At 68.0% G+C, this 18,962-nt stretch carries 18 protein-coding genes; 10 read left to right on the top strand and 8 right to left on the bottom strand.

Annotated features, from left to right (window positions below; all coding sequences use genetic code 11):
- Positions 1 to 3: 3 nt before the first annotated feature.
- Positions 4 to 1,911, bottom strand: a complete 1,908-nt coding sequence (locus ACFFGN_RS21325; RefSeq protein WP_380050484.1) for an aminotransferase-like domain-containing protein — start codon at positions 1,909 to 1,911, stop codon at positions 4 to 6.
- Here ACFFGN_RS21325 and ACFFGN_RS21320 point away from each other — a divergent pair.
- Both ACFFGN_RS21320 and ACFFGN_RS21315 read left to right on the top strand, forming a co-directional pair.
- On the top strand, positions 1,910 to 2,710 hold the full coding sequence (locus tag ACFFGN_RS21320; protein ID WP_380050482.1) for a methyltransferase domain-containing protein: 801 nt from the start codon (positions 1,910 to 1,912) through the stop codon (positions 2,708 to 2,710). The two genes, ACFFGN_RS21325 and ACFFGN_RS21320, sit on opposite strands and share 2 nt — an antisense overlap.
- A gap of 344 nt (positions 2,711 to 3,054) precedes the next feature.
- The gene (locus tag ACFFGN_RS21315) at positions 3,055 to 4,098 is read left to right on the top strand and encodes a transglutaminase domain-containing protein (RefSeq protein WP_380050480.1); all 1,044 of its coding nucleotides are present in this window, start codon (positions 3,055 to 3,057) and stop codon (positions 4,096 to 4,098) included.
- Here the strand turns inward: ACFFGN_RS21315 and ACFFGN_RS21310 are convergent.
- The 4 genes from ACFFGN_RS21310 to ACFFGN_RS21295 form a co-directional block, all read right to left on the bottom strand.
- Complete coding sequence (locus ACFFGN_RS21310) at positions 4,046 to 4,771, bottom strand: helix-turn-helix domain-containing protein (RefSeq protein WP_380050478.1); 726 nt, start codon at positions 4,769 to 4,771, stop codon at positions 4,046 to 4,048. The genes ACFFGN_RS21315 and ACFFGN_RS21310 overlap by 53 nt on opposite strands.
- 275 nt (positions 4,772 to 5,046) lie before the next feature.
- The gene (locus ACFFGN_RS21305; protein WP_380050475.1) at positions 5,047 to 5,856 is read right to left on the bottom strand and encodes a VanW family protein; all 810 of its coding nucleotides are present in this window, start codon (positions 5,854 to 5,856) and stop codon (positions 5,047 to 5,049) included.
- A gap of 390 nt (positions 5,857 to 6,246) precedes the next feature.
- On the bottom strand, positions 6,247 to 6,762 hold the full coding sequence (locus ACFFGN_RS21300) for an Rv3235 family protein (RefSeq protein WP_380050473.1): 516 nt from the start codon (positions 6,760 to 6,762) through the stop codon (positions 6,247 to 6,249).
- A gap of 1 nt (position 6,763) precedes the next feature.
- Positions 6,764 to 7,966, bottom strand: coding sequence for a LysM peptidoglycan-binding domain-containing protein (locus ACFFGN_RS21295; RefSeq protein WP_380050471.1), 1,203 nt, complete (start codon positions 7,964 to 7,966; stop codon positions 6,764 to 6,766).
- Positions 7,967 to 8,122: 156 nt separating this feature from the next.
- Here ACFFGN_RS21295 and ACFFGN_RS21290 point away from each other — a divergent pair, with 156 nt between their 5' ends.
- Positions 8,123 to 8,677 carry a hypothetical protein gene (locus ACFFGN_RS21290; protein ID WP_380050469.1) on the top strand — a complete coding sequence of 185 codons (555 nt, stop codon included), beginning with the start codon at positions 8,123 to 8,125 and terminating at the stop codon, positions 8,675 to 8,677.
- Between the two features lie 333 nt (positions 8,678 to 9,010).
- Here ACFFGN_RS21290 and ACFFGN_RS21285 read toward each other — a convergent pair whose 3' ends face one another.
- Positions 9,011 to 9,256, bottom strand: a complete 246-nt coding sequence (locus tag ACFFGN_RS21285; protein WP_380050466.1) for a helix-turn-helix domain-containing protein — start codon at positions 9,254 to 9,256, stop codon at positions 9,011 to 9,013.
- 215 nt (positions 9,257 to 9,471) lie between these two features.
- Between ACFFGN_RS21285 and ACFFGN_RS21280 the strand changes: the two genes are divergently transcribed.
- The 5 genes from ACFFGN_RS21280 to ACFFGN_RS21260 all read left to right on the top strand — a co-directional run bounded on the left by ACFFGN_RS21280 (position 9,472) and on the right by ACFFGN_RS21260 (position 14,868).
- Positions 9,472 to 10,137 (top strand): CpaB family protein, encoded by a 666-nt coding sequence (locus ACFFGN_RS21280; protein WP_380050464.1) that lies wholly within the window; start codon positions 9,472 to 9,474, stop codon positions 10,135 to 10,137.
- Positions 10,137 to 11,420, top strand: a complete 1,284-nt coding sequence (locus ACFFGN_RS21275) for a CpaE/TadZ family protein (RefSeq protein WP_380050462.1) — start codon at positions 10,137 to 10,139, stop codon at positions 11,418 to 11,420. Before ACFFGN_RS21280 ends, ACFFGN_RS21275 begins: the two co-directional genes overlap by 1 nt.
- A 584-nt stretch (positions 11,421 to 12,004) precedes the next feature.
- Positions 12,005 to 12,796: a DUF4097 family beta strand repeat-containing protein gene (locus tag ACFFGN_RS21270; RefSeq protein WP_380050460.1), complete on the top strand. Its 792-nt coding sequence runs from the start codon at positions 12,005 to 12,007 to the stop codon at positions 12,794 to 12,796.
- Between the two features lie 9 nt (positions 12,797 to 12,805).
- Complete coding sequence (locus tag ACFFGN_RS21265) at positions 12,806 to 13,450, top strand: HAD family hydrolase (RefSeq protein ID WP_380050458.1); 645 nt, start codon at positions 12,806 to 12,808, stop codon at positions 13,448 to 13,450.
- Positions 13,451 to 13,617: 167 nt separating this feature from the next.
- Positions 13,618 to 14,868 (top strand): glycosyltransferase 87 family protein, encoded by a 1,251-nt coding sequence (locus ACFFGN_RS21260; RefSeq protein ID WP_380050456.1) that lies wholly within the window; start codon positions 13,618 to 13,620, stop codon positions 14,866 to 14,868.
- Positions 14,869 to 14,911: 43 nt separating this feature from the next.
- Here the strand turns inward: ACFFGN_RS21260 and ACFFGN_RS21255 are convergent, their stop codons facing one another.
- Both ACFFGN_RS21255 and ACFFGN_RS21250 read right to left on the bottom strand, forming a co-directional pair.
- Positions 14,912 to 16,240, bottom strand: coding sequence for a hypothetical protein (locus ACFFGN_RS21255; protein ID WP_380050454.1), 1,329 nt, complete (start codon positions 16,238 to 16,240; stop codon positions 14,912 to 14,914).
- Positions 16,241 to 16,259: 19 nt separating this feature from the next.
- Entirely contained in the window at positions 16,260 to 16,766 is a 507-nt protein-coding gene (locus tag ACFFGN_RS21250; RefSeq protein WP_380050452.1) for a cupredoxin domain-containing protein, read from the bottom strand.
- A 219-nt stretch (positions 16,767 to 16,985) separates the two neighbouring features.
- Between ACFFGN_RS21250 and ACFFGN_RS21245 the strand changes: the two genes are divergently transcribed.
- Complete coding sequence (locus ACFFGN_RS21245; protein ID WP_380050450.1) at positions 16,986 to 18,452, top strand: WS/DGAT/MGAT family O-acyltransferase; 1,467 nt, start codon at positions 16,986 to 16,988, stop codon at positions 18,450 to 18,452.
- Positions 18,449 to 18,955 carry a DUF6912 family protein gene (locus ACFFGN_RS21240; protein WP_380050448.1) on the top strand — a complete coding sequence of 169 codons (507 nt, stop codon included), beginning with the start codon at positions 18,449 to 18,451 and terminating at the stop codon, positions 18,953 to 18,955. The genes ACFFGN_RS21245 and ACFFGN_RS21240 overlap by 4 nt, the downstream gene beginning before the upstream one ends.
- The last annotated feature ends 7 nt before the right edge of the window (positions 18,956 to 18,962 follow it).

Genomic DNA, 18,962 nt, shown 5'->3' with positions numbered 1-18,962 from the left:
CAGCTACTGCTCGTGCAGGGCGGCTGCGATGGTGGCGATGCCTTCGGTCAGGTCGGATGGGCTGTTGGCGGCATAGCCGAGGACAAGGCCTGGTCGGGCCGGACGCTGGTGGTGCCACGACAACGGCTGAACCTTGACTCCACGTGCCAGAACCTCCGCAGCGAGTGTGCCGTCCGAGAAGTCGCCGTCGAACGTGATCATCAAGTGAAGCCCCGCAGCCGCTCCATGCACCTTGGCGGCGGGAAGGTGTTCCCGGATGGCGGCGATCATGATGTCCCGGCGTTGCTTGTGCCGACGGCGGAGAAACCTCAACTGCCGTTCGAGCTCACCTGAGTTCATGAGGTGGGCCAGCACCAGTTGAGGCAGTACGGCGTTGCCTAGGTCGGCGTACCGCTTGGCGGCGATGAAGTGCTCGCGGTACTTCGCAGGCGGTAGAACCCAACCGACGCGTAGCGCCGGTGCCAGCAACTTGGAGACGCTGCCGGTGTAGCAGACCTGGTCGGCGAGCATGGACCGGATTGCCGGGACAGGGGGCCGGTCGTACCGGTGTTCCGCGTCGTAGTCGTCCTCGACGATCAGACCGCCTTCGCCCGCCCACTGCATCAACTCGCGCCTACGCTCACCACCGAGTACTACGCCGGTGGGGAAGTGGTGCGCGGGCGTCAGCAGGACAGCGGGCGCTCCGGTCGCGCGAAGCTCGTGCACCACGATCCCGTCCTCGTCGACGCTTACCGGCGTGGTGGTGACGTCGCGGTGGTGGAACTGCTGGCGCGTACCGAGCGAGCCGGGCTCCTCGACAGCGAGTTCTTTGACGCCATCCTGCTGGAGGATCTGGGCCAGCAGATCAAGGGTTTGAGCGACACCGGCGACCATGATCACCTCGGCCGGATCCACGCTGATCCCGCGGTACCGCGCCAGCCAATCCGCTACAGCCGCCCGCATCACCGGAGCGCCCCGCGGATCGCCGTACCCGAAGTCAGCCGCCGAAAGCCCGCTAAGCACTGCCCGCTCGGCCCGAAGCCACGCCGTACGCGGAAACGACGCCAAGTCCGGAACTCCCGGCGAAAGGTCAATACGCGCAGGAGCCGCCCGAGCCGCCTCAAACACCTCAAGCCCAGGCTCCCGCTCAAACACCGTCCCCCCAACCTCCCGCCCTGCCCCATCCCGCGCACCACCACCCTGATCCAGCTGACCACCCCGCCAAGCTCGCCCCCGCCCTCCGCCACCCTCGCCGCCACCCCGGCCGCTGCTCGCGCCACTGCCGCTCCCGCCGCTGGACTCGATCGGCCTGCCCGGCGTTCCTGACCCGCGCGGCCCGCTGTAGCCGTCCAGCCCGGTGGACCCGATCGGCCTGCCCGGCTCTTCTGACCCGCCGATCCCGCTGGACTCGCTTGGCGCGCCCCGCCTTCCCAACCCGCTGAACCCGCTCGGCGCGCCGGGCCCTCCCTGTCCGCTCGCCCCTCCCCGTCCGCCTCCCTGCGCGCTCGACCGTCCCGACCCGCTCGGCGCGTCGGCTGGGGCGTTGGCTCTAGTTCCTAGGGCCCTTGCGGTGGGCGTGGAGTTGGTGCGCACTGCGGGTGGGATGTGCGGTACGGCGACAACGATCGTGCCGGCGCGACCGCGGCCGACGATGTGACCGTCCTCGGTCAGCCGTTGGTACGCCTCGGTGACCACGCCGCGCGAGACCCCCAGATCCGCGGCCAGTACGCGCGTAGCCGGAAGGCGGCTCCCGATCGGAAGCCGCCCGTCAGCGATCGCCGTGCGCAGACTTGCCGCGAGCCAATCGGCCAGCCCACCCGCAGGCGCCTCGTCCGGCGTCAGCTGCAGGAAATCGGAACCATCTTTGGACCGGTCGGAGGCGTCTCGTATGGACCTGTTCACTGGTCCATACTGCCAGCAGGCTTGAGCCATGGAAACCACCTACGTGCACGGGTACTCGGCCGACGAGGCCCGCCGCCTCAACGATCAGGCCGACACGCTGGCGAATCTCCTGCACGCCGGTACGTCGTACCCGCCGGGCAGTCGCGTCCTGGAGATCGGTTGCGGCGTCGGCGCCCAAACCGCTCACCTGGTTGCCTCGAGCCCGGGCGCGCGTCTGGTCGCGATCGACCGATCAGCCGAATCCCTCGAGACAGCCCGTCGCCGGATGCCGGGCGTCGAGTGGCACCAGGCCGACGTGTTCGACATGCCTTTCGCGGATGAGGAATTCGATCACGTCTTCGTCTGCTTCGTACTGGAACACCTCCGCGATCCATCCGGCGCGCTCGCCGCCTTGCGCCGGGTGCTGAAGCCGGGCGGCACGATCACGGTCATCGAAGGCGACCACGCCTCGGCGTTCTTCCACCCCGACAGCGAGCTGGCCCGGGCCACCATCGCCCACCAGATCCGCCTGCAAGCCGTTGCCGGGGGCAACGCTCTGCTTGGGCGCCAGTTGTACCCGTTGCTACGCGAAGCCGAGTTCGAACACGTCGCCGTCGAGCCGATCTGCGTCTACGCCGACGAATCGCGTCCTGACCTGGTCAAAGGCTTCACCCGCAACACGTTCATCGCGCTGTTCGAAGCCGCCGGTGACGAGGCCGTCGCGGCCGGTCTGACCGGACGCGGCGAATGGCAGCAGGGCATCACCGACCTGCGCCGCATCGCTCAACCCGGCGGCACCTTGCACTACACCTTCTTCAAAGCCCTTGCCACGAAAGGGAATTCGCCATGATCTTCGTCCCCCTCCTGCTGGTCCTTCTCCTCGTCCTAGCCCTGGAACGCACCCACCGCCGCCGCCCCCTCCCCGGCCCCACCAACGACCCCACCGACCGAGACGCCCAACGCCTCCGCTCCGACCTCCGCTCCACCCTCTTCCCCTAATCGCCTCCGATCGGCTCGGTCGCCTCTCGCGGTAGTTGGCTCAAACCGCCGCTGCAATCCGCCCGCGCTCCCTGGCCGGATCACGTAGGTCGGACGGCCATCCGACCGAAGGTGTCGGCAACTCGCGATCGGCAGCACATGGTCGGCTCGTCGTACGGGTCCAGACGTCGGAATCGCGGAGTGCCACACTGCTCTATGACCTCACGCCTGCTGAGTACGCGACGTCGCCGCCGCCTCCCCGCCGTACTAGCCGAGGTGACGGGGGAGACCGCGGCGACGCCCACGCTCGACTGGCATCACGCCGCAGTGGGATCACTTCATTCCGAAGTGCGCGCACTCGCTCCGATCGGCGAGCGGGAGTTCCTCAAGTCGGCTCATCGCACGATCGCCGAAATGGTGCGGCCGGTCTACGCGTTGGAAGAGTTGCAGGCGGTCTCCACGACGCTCGCGAAACGGCGTGGTTCGTGTAGTCAGCGCATGGCCGTACTGGAAGCGCTCGCCCGTGCGGAGGGCATCCCGACGCGAGTACGCGGCCTGGCGATCGACGGCCGGTTCTGGTACCCGCGCTTCCCGGCCATGCAACGCCTGGTTCCGGAAACGGTCTTGCTGGCATGGCCAGAGTTCCGCGCGGACGGCGAATGGCTCGACGTATCCGCGCTCTTCGGGCCAATCGGAAGCATGAGCAGTCGAAGCGGATTCACCAACACCGGGCCGGAAACCCTGTTCGACGCCATCGGCCGAACCGCCGTGGATTGGGACGGCGTGACGTGCGGCATCAACGGGCAGTCACCCTGCGATCTCTCCGGCCAGGTGGTCCACGACTACGGCCGCTTCAGCTCGCGCGACGCCCTCTTCGCCGCCCACGGTCAAAGTCTCTGCTGGACCGCCCGCCGAATTGCCAACCCCCTACTGACCCGCTCATCCGCCCACTGCCCCACCAACCACCCGCCGCGGCGACTCCTCGCCCAGACTTCCTCCCACCGCCAGCGGCCGCGTCGCGCCACCTGCCGGCCCTGCCCGCTTCGCCACCCCGCCCACCGTCCGGCCGCCGCACTCGCCGCGTGCAGCCGCGCTTCACCAGCGGCCGCGTCGCGCTGTCCCGCTACGCACCGTCGACAGTCGCGCGCCACTACCGCTGCTATCGGGTGCGCCGGCCTACTCGCGTTGACCGGTCTCACGGGTGGTGTTAGGGGCGTGGGGATTGTGGTGTTAAGAGGCGGGTGGGGGAGAGGCCGGTGAGGGCTTTGATATCGCGGGTGAGGTGGGTCTGGTCGGCGTATCCGGTTCGGACGGCGACGTCGGCCAAGGGGAGGCCGTCGCGGCCGAGGTCGAGGGCCGCGGTCATTCGCAGGATTCGGCCGAGCGTCTTCAGGCCATAGCCGAACGCCTCGAGGCATCGTCGATGTAGTTGGCGTTCACTCAGGCCGAGGCCGCTCGCGATGGCGTGCACCGGGTCGCCTTGCCGAACGCGCGCGACGGTGGACGCCGTACCGCCTCCAAGAGGTGGACTCACCGGACGATCATCGGCAAGGCGCAGGACCTCGGATTCCAGGGCGCGGGCGGCGTACGGCGCGCGGGCGATGCGCTCGCTGATTCGGCGGGCCTGCGCCGGTGACCAGAGATCGGCCAGCGGGACACGGATATTGCGAAGTTCCCGCGCGGGCACACCCAGCAGACCCGGGGCAGTGCCAGGCGCGAAGCGCACTCCCGCGACCGGCATGCCAGCAGAGCCGGCGCTGATGAAAGCCTGCGTATCGGGTCCAGCAACCAATAACTGGTCGCCAGACCAGATCAGGTCCATGCAGCCGTCGGGCAGTACGCGATGCGGCTTGCCATCGGTCCGCAGTCCCCACAAGGTGGCACCCACAAACCGGGCAGGCCGCTCCCGATAGGCGATCGCACCCTCACTCATGCCGCCAGTCTCCACCACCCCACCGACAGTTTCCGGCCGCACCTTCTACGGCCGGCGCAGCCTCTCCGACACCCACGCCTCGCGTGCCCGGCCCCATCATCCGGCCCGCCACGCCGACCGGCCCGCCACGCCGACCGGCTCGCCACGCCGACCGGCTCGCCACGCCGACCGGCTCGCCACGCCGACCGGCTCGCCACGCCGACCGGCTCGTGTTGCCGACACGCGTCAGTGGCCTGTCCGTGTGCGATGCGAGGCGCGCGGGTTTGGAGCCGCGTTCAATGTCGGCTCGCGACAGTCCGTCGCTGTGCCTGAACTCGGGCGGCATTAGGGGTGGCTGGGGGAGGCAGGGTTGCGGGGAGGTCGATGATCTCGACGTCGGTGGGCACGTATTTGACCAGGGCGACGTTTTCGCGGACGAGAGTCTCGTCGGTGGGGAGGCCGGTCCGGCGGTTGATCGTCGTACGCCAGATCTCGTTGCGCCGGAAGAACCGTTCGCCGGAGCGGAAGAAGCGTTCACCACGGGCGAAGACCCGGTACGTGGACTCGGTCGGGCTGGCCGAGCGGATCTCGCCTTCGAGATAGCGCTCGCCTACAGCTACCCGAAGCTGGAAGGTCTGGTCGGTGTCGTTCCGGAACTGCAGATCCACGTAGTTGTAGACGATGCTGCAACCGACACCCCATGGCAGAACGCGTCCGTTGTCCGGGAATGGGTCGAAGCTGTGGGTCGAACGCTCGGTCACCGTCAACGGCGAGTGCAGCACCATCCAGTGCAGCAGGTTCGCGAGCTGGCAGATACCGCCGCCGATGCCGGGCCGGGCAACGCCGTTCGAGAGGCGCATCCCGGGCACGTACCCCTTCCGGCGGGTGGCATTGCCGACGGCCTTGTTGAACGAGAAGGTCTCGCCTGGCCTGATCAGCAGACCGTCGACCCGGGCGCAGGCGAGTCGCAGGTTGGTGACCTTGTTGTGCTGCAGCCACATCTCGGTCTCGCCGAGGGTGCGAAGCAGCAGCGATTTGTGTTGTTTCACCCGTACTGGAAGGGATTCCGGCTGACGTGTCGAGCTGAAGGTCAAGGGAGATCGCATCCATTGGATGCGCCTTCGCGCCCGGTGGTACCGAACCGCCACCGGATAAAGCGCCGGGATTCGCTCCGACCATCGCGGCTTGCCGAGGCGTGGCGCCAGGGCTGCTCGTTCTGCGGCGGACAGCTCGACTGCCGATTGCGTCACGACGTTCCCCCGGGACATTGTGCGAGTGAAACCTGCTGAGGCCTGACCGCGAGGCTATCCGCCGCAGGGTGCTTGCCGCGCCGAATCCGCCGCGCTGTAGCCGGATGGCAGAACAGCTGTAATGCCCGCGCCGCATGCGGCCCGAACCCGTCGGGCTTCGCCATCGCGCATTCGCCGACCGGCCGAGTTCGCTCCGGGGTTATGCAGTGCCATGCCGACGTACGTTTCCCCTTGCGGACCAAGGCATCAGCCCATTTGTAGCGCGGTACAGATCCAGCGATCGCGATGGAGTTCGAGGCGTAGGGCGATCGCTCGTGAGCGGGCGCCGTGCCGGACGTGGGCCGCCACCTCCACCGCACCTTCGGTCGGCGTGCAGAGGCGGATGGAACGGACTGACGACCGGTCCGACGCGGTCCGGATACCGGCGGAGGTGGTCAGACCGAGGACGCGGACCCGCCGATACAGGTCTGCGTAGACGGATGGCTCAACCCATCGCACTAGCTGGGCAACCGGACGATCGCCGACGACGACTTCGGCGATCGCCTGCGCGAGCCGGGCGGCCCAGGCCGTTATGTCAGGTATTGCCTCTGGGGCTGGATCCCGTACCAGCCGCAGATTTGGACCTGACGGCAGCGAGTCGGCGGGGTAGTGCAGCGCGAGTGAGCCGTCGGTTGGCGGCAGGTTCGCCCGGCCACGGGCGCGGGCCGGTGTCGGACGTTTGACCGGGGCCACGGCGACGAGATGAGGTTTGTTGGTGCTCATTTCAGTACTCCTTCGAGGTTGGGGACAGCCGACGCACCTCGGCTGAAGGTGCTGGTTGCTGGAGGATTTGGCCTGGCTCGAGGTAGTGCGGGTCGGGCCCGATGACGGCAGCGTTGACCGCGAACCAGTCCGGCCACCGGATGGCGATCGCCTGATCGGTGCTGTTGGGCCCGAGTTCGTCGCGGGCGATGGACCAGAGCGTGTCGCCCGGCCGCACCACGAGCTGCCGCGGTGCACGGATCGGCGTGTACCGCGTGGGAGCGCCGACCGTCGGCCGATCCGGTACCGCGATCCGCCGCTCCACCACCCGACGATCCCCACGCCCGCCCGGCGGCTCCACCTCCCACGGCCGCCCCGCCACCTCGGAACGCCCTGCCACCACGAAACGCCGCGCTCCCGCGGTACGACTCGTCACCTCAGTACGACCTGCGACCACGGGACGACTCGCCAGGTCAGGTCGGTCGGCGGCCACGGGACGACTCGTATCTCCAGGGCGCCCGATCGCCACGGGATCGCTCGCCACGTTAGGGCGATCAGTTCCATCGGGACGAGTCGTCACGTTGAAGTGGCGGGTCACGTCCGGCCGGCCCGCAGTGTGGGGCCGCCCGGCGGTTTCGGGGTGATCTGGGGCATTGCGGTCGCCGCTGGGTGACGGTTGGGCTGGGCGGTCGGATGGGACGCCTGGGCTGAGGTTTATGTGGGAGGGCGGTTCGGCCTGTCCGTAGACGTACGTCGTCGAGGGTGGGTGGCCAAGGTCGACCTCTGAGGCCGGTTCCACCTCGTGACCGGCGTACGACGGCGCGCGGGCGGGCGGGTCGATCGCGCGAGTTGAGTCGAACGCCGTCCAAGCGCTGGAGGGGGCGGGAGGGGCGGCGTGGGCGAGGCCGACCGTCAGGGGTGTGACGGCGGCGATGCCGAGGGTGGAGCGGATGAGGGTGCGGGAACCGGCGGAAGTCAGACCAGTCGCGATTGTGCCTGCTATCTGGCCGAGCGCGCCTGGCAGCTGCTCGAGAGCGGTCGCGCTGGTGACCACCACCAGCCAGGCGTATGCACCCCACGCGACTGCGCCAATGGCCACGACCGCCAGCGATGCGAGGTCGTCACGAGATGCCGAGGCCAGCGAGTCGGCTGTCACCCAGCGCAGGCCGAGCCCGGCTGCCGCGACGGCGGCCAGGGTGAGAGCCGTCTTGATCATGCGGATCATCGGCATGGCTCCTTTGCGGTCCGAATCTTGCGTTTGCGTTAGTTTGCCTCGATTTGTCTAATATAGACCTCGTTAGCGATACTTTGGCAAGTCCTGATGGCCACCTTCGTTACAGCATGTGGTCGCTACAACACGGAAGGCAGTAGATTTTGAAGCGTGCGTTTGGAGGCCTTGTTCGAGGACCTGGAGTCCCAGTTCGACGCGCTCACCGACGGCGATCTATATGGCGAGGTGGCCGACCGGATCCGGGCCGAGGTCGGCCGGATCACCGTGCTGGACCGCCTGCGGGGTGCGGTCGGCGACACGATCCAGGTTGAACTCGGATCGGGTCGGACGGTTCAGGGCGTATTGAGTCGGGTGGGCAAGGACTGTTTGCTGGTGACCGCCGAGCGGTACGACGAATGGCTGATCCCGGTGGCGGCGCTGCGGGCGGTGCAAGGCCTAGGGCCTTGGGCAGAGCCGGCGCAGGGGGCAGTCGCGGCCAAGCTCGGACTGGCTCATCTACTGCGGGGGATCGCGCGTGACCGATCAGCGGTCACGGTGTTCTGCGCGGGCGTTGATCAGCAGGCCGTGACGGGAACGGTCGATCGAGTGGGGGCGGATTTCCTGGAGATGGCCGAGCATCCGCTCGACGTGCCCCGTCGCCGGGGCGAGGTCTACAACACGCGCCTGGTCCCGGCCGCGGCCTTGCAAGCCGTCTGGCGCCGATAGTCCAGAGATCGGGAGGACTTGTGAGGCCCAGTCGATCTGTAGTCCCGTCAGCCCTGCTAGGTAACGCAAGCGGCAAAGCTTGCCAGTCGTACTTGCCTGCTGAGTCGATCTGTCCAGTCCGAGTCGGCCAGTCTGGCGGGCGCTAGGTGTTCCCAATGGGCGCGAGATGGCGGAGAGCGGCGTCCGGCGGAGTTGATTTCGCCGCAGCGCCAGATACGACCGATCACTGAGGCGTCGCCGCCGGATGTGGCCGATCGCCGGGGCGTCGCGGCGGCGTTCGTGGGGTAGCTGTTGAGGCCGCGGCGGGCAGGAGGCGGTCCGGGGAGCGGTGGACTAGCGGACGTCTTCTGTCTGTTCGGCTTCGTCGCCGAAGGGGTGGGCTTCGATGAACTCTTTGGTTTCGGTGTAGAGGCGCTCGATGTACTTCTCGAGTTCGGTGGCCTCGACTCGCCATTGACCGCGCCCGCCGATCTTCACCGCGGGAATGTCGCCGCGCCGCACCAGCGCGTAGACCTGGTTGGCGGAGATGTTCAGCACTTCGGCGACATCGGACAGCTGCAGGAAACGCGGTGCTGGCATGGGACCTTCGATTCATCAAGTCATCGTCGTTTGAATCAGTTTGGCATGTCTTGCCTCGGATTCGCCGGGTTTGTCCCCATCTGACTGCCTGTGGACAACTTCCGGCGCCGGAACTGGCAACAAGGCAGAATGTGATTTCGGAGAGCGATCGCCTGGTATCACAGCGTGATCGTGCTCCGCCAGGAGTGGAGAGCCGTACGAGAGGGGGATGGACCGTGGCTGACCGCAGTGGATTCGCCGCGCCTTCGACGCCGAGCCAACGCAATACCCGTGCCCGCTGGAAGGACGGCCGCTTGGTGCTCGGCGTGCTGCTGGTCGCGGCCACCGCGTTGACTGGCGCGAAGTTGCTGTCCTCGGCTGACGACACGACCTCCGTCTGGGCGGCCAAACGCGCCATCCCGGCGGGGTCGCGGATCAGCCCGGAAGATCTGACCAGAGCCCGGGTCCGCTTCACCAGTACGGACTCGGCGGGGCAGTACGTTTCGGCGGACTCCCGGTTGGACGGCCTGATAGCTGTTCGCCCGATTGGCGTTGGCGAGTTCGTGCCGAAGGGTGCGACCGCCGCCGAGCTCGACTCCGAGCGGCTGGAGGTTCCGGTGTCCACCCAGGTTGGGCGGCTGCCGGCCGATCTGGCCGTCGGTGATGAGGTCGACATCTGGGTCGCGCCGAAGTCCGCGCCCGCCACCGGTGCCGATCCGCCTGCCCGCAAGGTGTGGGACCAAGTCCGCGTGGTGCAGATCGATGCCGCGAAGGGGGTTACCGGCGGGATGTCCCGGCGCCAGGTGCTGATCGGGCTGGAACCGGCCGACGCGGCGAAGCTGCCGACCGGCCTGAGCGCTGTCGCCCTTGGTGAACCCGTATTGGTCCGGCGAGGTCGCTGATGGCCGTGCCGATTCTGCTGGCGATCACGGGCGCGCCCTGGGAGGCGGAGGTCGTCCGGCGTACGGAACGGGCGCCCGGCCTTCGCGTCGTACGTCGCTGCGTGGACATGGCGGATGTGCTCGCGGCCGCGGCCAGCGGGCAGGCCCGTGCCGTCCTGATCGCGGAGGACTTACCGAGACTGACCGCCGACGCGGTTGCGGCCTTGCACGCAAGGCGAATCACGGTGATAGCCCTGGTCGATCCAGCGGGACCCGCTGACGGTCCGGGCAGGATCCCTGGCAGCGAGGAACGCCTCAGCCGTATGGGGATCGAGCGGATTCTCCCTGCCGACGTTGGGCCGGAGGACCTCGGCCGCGCGATCACCGATGCGGTCGATGCCGGGCCGCCGGTCACGACGTCGCACTTCGCGGGTGGGTTTGTGCCGTCGCTCGGAGCCGCGGTCGAGACTGCAACTCAGCGGTACGACGAGTTGTCCGGCTCAGGGCGGCTCATCGCGGTATGGGGACCGACCGGTGCGCCAGGGCGCAGTACGGTCGCGGTCGGTCTTGCCACCGAGTTGGCCGCGTCGGGCGTTTCCACGTTGCTGGCCGACGCGGATGTGTACGGCGGGACGGTCGCGCAGATGCTCGGCATGCTCGACGAGACCTCGGGCCTTGCGGCTGCGGCGCGTTCGGCGGGAAGTGGTTCGCTAGATGTGCCGACGCTGGCCAGACAGGCGCGACAACTCGATCCGCATCTGCTGGTACTGACGGGATTGAGCCGGGCCGATCGCTGGACCGAGCTAAGACCGACCGCGATCGAGGCGGTCTGGTCCACGGCCCGTTCGCTCGCGCCTTGCACTGTCGTGGACGTCGGCTTTTGCATCGAGAGCGACGAGGAGATCTCGTTCGACACCTTGGCCCCACGGCGCAACGGCGCGAGCTTGGTGACGCTGGAAGAGGCCGACGAGATCGTCGTGGTCGGCAGCGCGGATCCGGTCGGGCTGACCAGGCTGATCCGGGCGTTGCACGATCTGCGTTCGGTGGTGCCTTCGGCGACGACGCGCGTCGTGGTCAACCGGGTCCGCTCCGGTTCACTTGGGTCATCTCCAGGCGACGCGGCGGCCGAGGCGCTCGGGCGGTATGCGGGCGTCAAACCGTCGGCGTTGCTGCCGTTGGATCAAGCTGCCTGCGACGCCGCCCTCACCCACGGCCGCAGTCTGGCCGAGGCAGCCCGGTCGAGCCGACTGCGAAAGGCGATGCAGCAACTGGCGACCACCGTCGCCACCGACCTGCTGACATAACGATCCCTCGAGCAATGCGAGGACCTAACCCGAGCCCCGGCCAACCCGGCGTCCGTGTGCCGCCCGAGTCGACGGAGCTGGCCGCTTCAGTTCAACGAGGGCGCCGGCGCGTGTGTGTCGCCCGAGTCGACCCCGGCTCCGGTGCTGGACATCGTCGGTCCGGACAAGGTTGTCGACGGAGCTGGCCGCTTCAGCCAACCGTCCGTTCGGCCGGTACCGGCGTCTCGTCGCGGGGTCCCTCGTCCGCTCCGCGCAGAGCCGCAGTGAGTACGGTCGTCCGGATCGCCGGCTCAACGAGGGTGCGCCGACGCGCTGAGCCGTCCGAGCTGATGGAGCTGGCTGCCCCAGCTCGAATGCGGGCGCGGCCGAACTCAGCATGGGCCTCGTCGAGAAGGCCGCCCGGGGGCGAACAAGCTTGCGGCCGACGCCAGTAAGCGCAGCTCGGGCTGGTTGGCCCGATGAGGCGAGGGGCCGTGGGCTGGAGTGGGAGGGCCGCGCCCCTTCGGACCACCTGCCCGGGCTGCGCTGGGGCGACACTGGGGTGTGTCAGGGTGTGGGGTGGAACTAGTCAGGGGTGGAGGGGCATGTCGGAGATCGACAGTCGGCCGGGGTCGGCGATGACGTCGGAGCGGCGTTTTGGGGTCGCGGTGTCGGTGGCGTTGATCCTTGGTGGTGGCTGGTGGGCTGTGTCGCAGTTGACCGAGTCCGAGCAGACCAAGCAGTTGGAATTTCCCGTCAGTGGGACTTCGCTGCGGATCGAGTCCAGTGACAACGACCTGGAGATCCGATCCGGCGACGTCAGTCAGATCACCGTGAGCCGCAAGGCCGAGCGGAACTTGTTCTCCGATGACCCGGAGGAGAGCTACAAGGATGGCGTTCTCGAGCTGAAGGACACCGGCTGTGGCTTCCTGTCGATCGGCGGTTGCGACACCGAGTACGTGATCGTCATCCCGAAGAATCTTGCGCTGAAGGTGGACAACTCCAGCGGCGAGATCCTGGCCGTCGGCCTCAGTAACGGCGCCGACCTGAAGACGTCGTCGGGACAGATCGAGTTGCACGGCGTGAGTGGCGAGGTCAAGGCGCAGACGTCGTCCGGTTCCATCGAGGGCCAGGCGCTTGGTGAAGGTCAGTATCGCGCCAAGGTCAGTTCGGGCGATGTCGAACTGGAGTTCGCGGCCGCGCCCTCCTCGGTCGACGCGGAGTCGAGTTCGGGCGACGTGACGATCGAGGTTCCGGGCGCCGACGTGTATGCCGTCGAGGCGGAGACCTCGTCCGGCGAGACCGACAACCTGTTGAAGCAGGATCCGGCCGCCACCCGCAAGATCCGGGCGAAGAGCTCGTCGGGCGACGTCAAGCTGGAGTACGGCAGACCGTAGGCTTTCGGCATGTCTGAGCTTCGTGGTCTCCTGGTGGACTGGGGTGGCGTGCTCACCTCGGACTTGTCCCACGCTCTACGGCAATGGGCTGACAAGGACGAGCTCGACTTCGACGCGTACTTCACCGCGATCACCGACTGGATCGCCGCCACGCCGGTCGAGGCCGAGCTGAATCCGATCCACGCGCTCGAGCGCGGCCTCATCGCCGTACCGGACTTCGAGCGCAAGCTCGCCGCCGTGCTGGTTCGTCGCGATGGCCGGCCGGTTGAGGCGGAGGGGCTGATCGGGCGGATGTTCGCGCACTTCGAGCATGCGCCGCAGATGTCGGCGCTGGTTCGCCGGGCGCGGGCAAAGGGCTTCCGGACGGCCCTGCTGTCCAACTCGTGGGGCAACACCTATCCCCGCGACACCTGGGACGGCATGTTCGACGCGATCGTCATCTCCGGTGAGGTCGGCCTGCGCAAACCCGAGCCGGAGATCTACCACCTCGCGGCGGAGCGGATCGGGCTCGAGCCGGCCGAATGCGTTTTCATCGACGACATGCAGCCGAACGTCGATGGTGCCCGCGTGCTCGGCATGACCGCGATCCTGCACACGTCGTACGACGAGACCCGGCGCGAGCTGGAAGCCCTGCTCGGCACCGACCTGACGTAACCCCAGCCTGACCAGGCACGCCGACGACTGACGAAGAAACGACCGGGGCGCCCTGGACGGGGAGGAGCAGCCGCGGACCGATCCGGGTGGACAGGTTGTCGTCCGTCAGGGCGCCGGGATATGGCAGGGTGTGCCTGTGACTTTCTCCCAAAGTGGTGTATGACCGCATGACCGGCGGAACCATTCGCCCGGCCCTGATCCTGGTGGGTGCGCTGGGCGCGGTCGCGTTGGGCAGTTGGCAGTTCGGGTTTCTCAACAGCCAGATCGACCTTCGGGTTTACCGGATGGGCGGTTCGGTGCTGCTGGATGGCGGCTCGCTGTACGACGCCCAGCTGGCCGGATCGGGTCTACCGTTCACCTATCCGCCGTTCTCCGCGGTGATGATGCTGCCGCTGGCCGTCGTACCGCTGTGGCTTGCGGTGATCGCGTGGACCACGTTGTCGGTGCTGTGCCTGGCCTGGATCTGGCGTACGACGCTCGCGACGGTGGATCTGCCGGAGCGGTTCCGGCCCACTTTGCTGGTCATCACCGTGCTGACGGTGCTGTCGCTGCCGCTGGAACCGGTCTGGCAAACCGTGCAGTTCGGCCAGATCAACCTGCTGCTGACGGCGATGATCCTGGTTGATCTGATGCGGCCGGCCAACGCCCGCGGCCGCGGCTTCTGGGTTGGCGTCGCCATCGGTATCAAGCTGACGCCGTTGCCGTTCCTGGCCTTCCTGCTGGTCACCAAGCAATGGAAGGCGCTGCGCAACGCGTTGGCGGGCCTGATCGCCACGATGGCTATCGGGTTCGCGGTGGTGCCTAAGCAGTCGTGGAGCTACTGGACCGAGATCATGCCGAACGCCGAGCGGGTTGGCGGGCTGGCCTACACCGCGAACCAGTCGGTGATGGGCTTCCTGACCCGTGTGCTGGGCGATTCGTCGGCGGTGCGCCCGCTGTGGTTCGTACTGTCCTGCATCATCGCGCTCACGGCGATCTGGCTGAGTCGGCAGTTGTGGGTCAAGGGCGAGCGGCTCGGGGCGATCTCCGTCTGTGCGTTCGCCGTCCTGTACGCGTCGCCGGTGAGCTGGAGCCACCACTGGGTGTGGATCATTCCGCTCGGCATCAGCCTGATCCGCGCGTCGTACGACCTCTGGGGCCGTCGGCCCGCGCAGGTGGGACTGCGTGCCAACGCGAAGCCGATCCTGATCGGGGTCGCCTGGTTCGGGTTGTTCGCGTGGGGACCGATCTGGCATGTGCCGTACCGCGACGACCGTGAACTCGAGTGGAACTTCGGCCAGGCCCTGCTGGGCAACTCGTACCTGCTGGCTGGTTTGGCCGCGATGGCCTACCTGACCGTGGTGAGCCGCGCACTGGCCCCGCAGCCCGCCGCCGGTGCGGAACTGTCCGAACCGGCGCCGAACACCGCACCCCGCTGAATCACCTGAACCCGCCGCGGTACCTCAACAACCCTGAACTACCTCACGGAGCGAAGAGCAAGAGCAGGCCTGCGGTGGTGTAGCCGACCATGACGATCAGCAGCGGCAGCTGACCGGCCAGGGCCTTGTGGCGGGGGAAGAGCGCCACCGCGCGGTCGTGCGCAGAGACGACGCCCAGGAGGTGGCCGCCGACCACCGCACACACCTGGATCGTCGAGATCGCCGTGCTGTGGTTGGTGATACCGGTGTTCAGGCCGAGTAGACCCGTGCCGAAGATGTTGGCGCCGTTGCTCAACGGATCGCTCAGGTAGATCATCGTGCGCTGGCCTTCGAGGATGAACAGCGTCAAGTAGTGCGCGATCACATAACCGAGCACGATCGGTACCACCGAGTGCGCGAACAAGCCCGGCAGATCCGCCCGCGAGCTGTCCGAGAGCTTCCCGGCGAGAAGTGTCGCCGTGGAGTACGTCAGCATCACGAAGAGGATGAAGCCGAGCAAGGCGAGTGTGCCGAGCAGGGTCATCGAGTAGTCCGTGTTCTGGGCCCAGCCGATCCACACCGTTGCGTTGGAGAAGCCGTCGTACGCGGTGGAACCGAGTAGAGCCGAGACTAGGCCGACGAGACCGGCCTGCGGCTTCAGGCCGTCCAGGTTCTCCAGGGGACGACGCATCACCAGTACGCCGTCCGGGCGACGGCCCCACGGAGAGAGCCGGGCCATCAGCGTCGCGTAGGCCTCGAACGGATCGGCCTGGGCGAACCACCTGTCGCCGAAGAGGATCGCCCCGAACAAGACGATTACGACGTACAGCGCGAGCCAACCCTGCAGTACCGGCAAGGTGGCTCGGTCCGGCGCGACAAGCTCCAGCCAGGTGAAGGCGAAGATGCCGAGGGCGGCGGGCCAGAGGCCGACCCAGGACGGGAGCTCGAACAGGCCCTTCGACGCGGGCTGGCGCATCGCCTTGCTCAGCAGCAGGTGCAGCGTTCGCAGCGGGTTGAGCAGCCGCCAGACCGGTCCGAACAGCAGGGAGATCGGAACCAGGCCGACCCACACCACGATGTAGATGAAGCCGAAGATCGGGTTCGTCAGCCGGTCCACGCCGAACAGCAGGGCCACTCCCGCGTACAGGAAAGTGGCCAGGCCGAAGGCGCGGAGCACCCAGCGGAACCAGGCCGAGTCGATCAGCCGGGCGACGCCGGCCGGCAGCGGTTTGCCGGCCTCGTCACCCCGGTAGCGGGAGGTCCGCCAGGCGACACCGAGTACGGCGAACGACAAGGCGATCGCGACGGCGGCACCGGCGACGGCGAGGCCGAAGGGAATGGGCAGGTCCTGGCGGCCGCCGATACCGTGCAGCGGCAGGAGTTGAGGGATCACTGCGCGAATTCTGCCTTGTTCAGGACACGACGAGCTTGGCGACGAGTTTCGCCGTCTCGTGGGTCTCGATCTCGAAGGTGCCCTTGGTCTCGGCCTTGAATGTCACGGCCTGCGGCTTACCCGGCTTGAGCTCGAGCGCCTTCTCGTAGCCGTGGATGTGCAACTCTTCCTCGACATCACTGGTCCCGGTGACGCGCACGGTCTGGCCGACCTTGGCCTTGACGCTCACACCGCTGGGGGAGACCTTGCCGTTCGCGATCACGACGTCGATCGTCACGTCGGCCAGCTCGCCGGACGGATCCGCCGTGTTGGAAGGGGTGCCGGCCTTCGGCGGGGTCGCCGGTGCCGTCGGGGTGGTCGCGGCGGTCGTAGGCGTCGACGGCAGCTCCGACGGCGTGCTCGACGGGGTGCTGCTGGGTGCGGCACCGGTCCCGGGGTCCGTCTCGTCGCCGCATCCGGCGAGCACGAGCATGCCGAGAGCGGGAAGGAGCGCGAGCGCGGTGCCGCGGGTGAACGTCGAACGCATGGACTGGGGCCTTTCAGCTGACTTGTCAATTAGTTGCAAAGCGCAATCGCTTTACACAGGGCACTACGAACGTGCGGTGGGCGGTGTTCCCGGCATTCGCCATCGACAATGTCACAGTCCGCTCTCAAACCCGCCGCACGGTGTCGCCGGAAACTGTCCGGGGCCACAGCTAGGGTGACCAAAAGACCAGACACGATCGCCCAGAGAGGAAGGTGCCGGATGCCGGATCGGTTGACGTCGCTGGATCTCACCTTCCTGGCCGCCGAGAGCGCGGCCACGCCGATGCATGTCGGCACTGTGGACATCTTCGAGCCGCCGGAGCACACCGAGGACGGGTTCGACTACGAGAGCCTGGTCGCGCTGATCCGGGACCGGATCGCGTTCGTGCCGCGGTATCGCCAGCGCGTCCAACAGGTGCCCGGCCGGTTCGCGGGCCCGGTCTGGGTCGATGACGAGGACTTCGACATCACCTTCCACGTGCGGCGTTCGGCCCTGCCGCGGCCCGGGACGCATGCGCAGCTGCTGGAGCTCGTCGCGCGGATCATGTCCCGGCGCCTCGACCGCGCCCGGCCGCTGTGGGAGATGTATCTGGTCGAAGGCCTGCAGGGCGACCGGTTCGCGATCATCGCCAAGTCTCACCAGGCCCTCGTCGACGGCAGTAGTACGGTCGATATCGGCCAGGTGGTGCTCGACTCCACGGCTCATCCACGCGAGACGCCGGTCGATTCCTGGCAGCCGGAGCATCCGCCGTCCGCGCTGGAACTGCTCGCCGGTGTCTTCTCCGACGCGATGCGCCATCCGACCGCGGTGCTGGAGTTGGCCCGCGCCGAGATGGCGAGCCTGACCGGGCAGACCTCGGTGCGCGAGGTGCTCGGTGACGTGGTCGGTTCGGTGGTCGCGCAACGCCACGTGCAAGAGAGTTCCCTGCATGTGAAGACGTCGGGTCAGCGCCGGTTCACCACGGTCGAGACCTCGCTCGAGGACTACCGCAAGGTCCGCGCGATGCACGGGGGCACGGTGAACGACGTGGTGCTCGCGGCCGTCGCCGGCGCCTTGCGGGCCTGGATGATGACGCGTGGCGAGAGCGTCAGCCCGACTCGCGGCGTGCGGGCCGTCGTACCGGTGAGCATTCGCGATGACGAGGAGGACGGCGAGCCGACCTCGCTCGGTTCCCGGGTGATCGCGTCCACGGTCAACCTGCCCGTCGGGGAGAACTCGCCGGTCATGCGGTTGCACCAGATCTCGTACCAGACCAAGGCCCACAAGGACACCGGCCGGGCGGTCAGCGCGCGCTCGCTGGTCGGTATCGCCGGGTTCGCGCCGACCACTCTGCACGCGCTCGCCGCGCGGGTGGCGGCGACCACGATCCGGCCGGCCGACGACGTGGTGATCACCAACGTGCCGGGCCCGCAGTTCCCGTTGTTCGCGGCGGGCGCGCGCATGCTCGCGTCGTACCCGGTGGTCCCGCTGCTGCAGGGCCAGGGCCTCGCGGTCGGCGTCACGTCGTACGACGGCAAGGTGTCGTTCGGGCTGAACGCGGATCGCACCGCGATGCCGGATCTTGCCGTGTTCGCGCAGTGCCTGACCGACGCGCTGGACGAACTCGTCGACACCACCACGGGCAGCCGGAATCGCGCCGCCCGCGGCCGGAAGAGCAAGCCGAGAACCAAGAAGGCAGGCGCATGAGGCTGTACGTCCCACTCACGCTCGGCGGGCTGGCCGCCGCATTCAGCGCGGCCGAGCTGCCCGCGCCGCTCACGGTGTACGCCGTCACCCCCGCGCTCCGCGAGTGGTATGCAGCGGGCGACGAGGAGGAGCTGGAGTACGCCGCGATGGCGCAAGCCGCTCGTGCCTCGGTGGGCCTGATCGCGGCCGAGGAAGGTGTGGTCCGGCGCCGCGTGGTGCTCGCGTGCGAGGTGAAGTCCGTGCCGCCCGCCGGGGGAGACCGCGAACTGGGTGACGCGCGGCTCGATCTGAGCGCGGGACTGCCCTGGTCAGCGGTCCAGGCGGTCCATGTGGACGCTACGCAGGCGATCGAGATCGTCACGCAGGCGGTTGATTCCTGGGATGCGGCGCAAAAAGGCGACGAAGACGCGGTGTTCGCCCTCGACGCGTGCGAAGGTCAAGAACTGTTGTGGTACGCGACACAAGAGGTACCTGACCTGCTCAAAGAGTTTGGCGGCGGCTAGAAGAAGC

Source organism: Kribbella deserti, assembly GCF_042434725.1.
In the GTDB taxonomy this organism is placed as follows: domain Bacteria; phylum Actinomycetota; class Actinomycetes; order Propionibacteriales; family Kribbellaceae; genus Kribbella; species Kribbella deserti.
The sequence above is the reverse complement of the archived record's forward strand: the minus strand, read 5'-3'. Positions and strand labels throughout refer to the sequence as shown.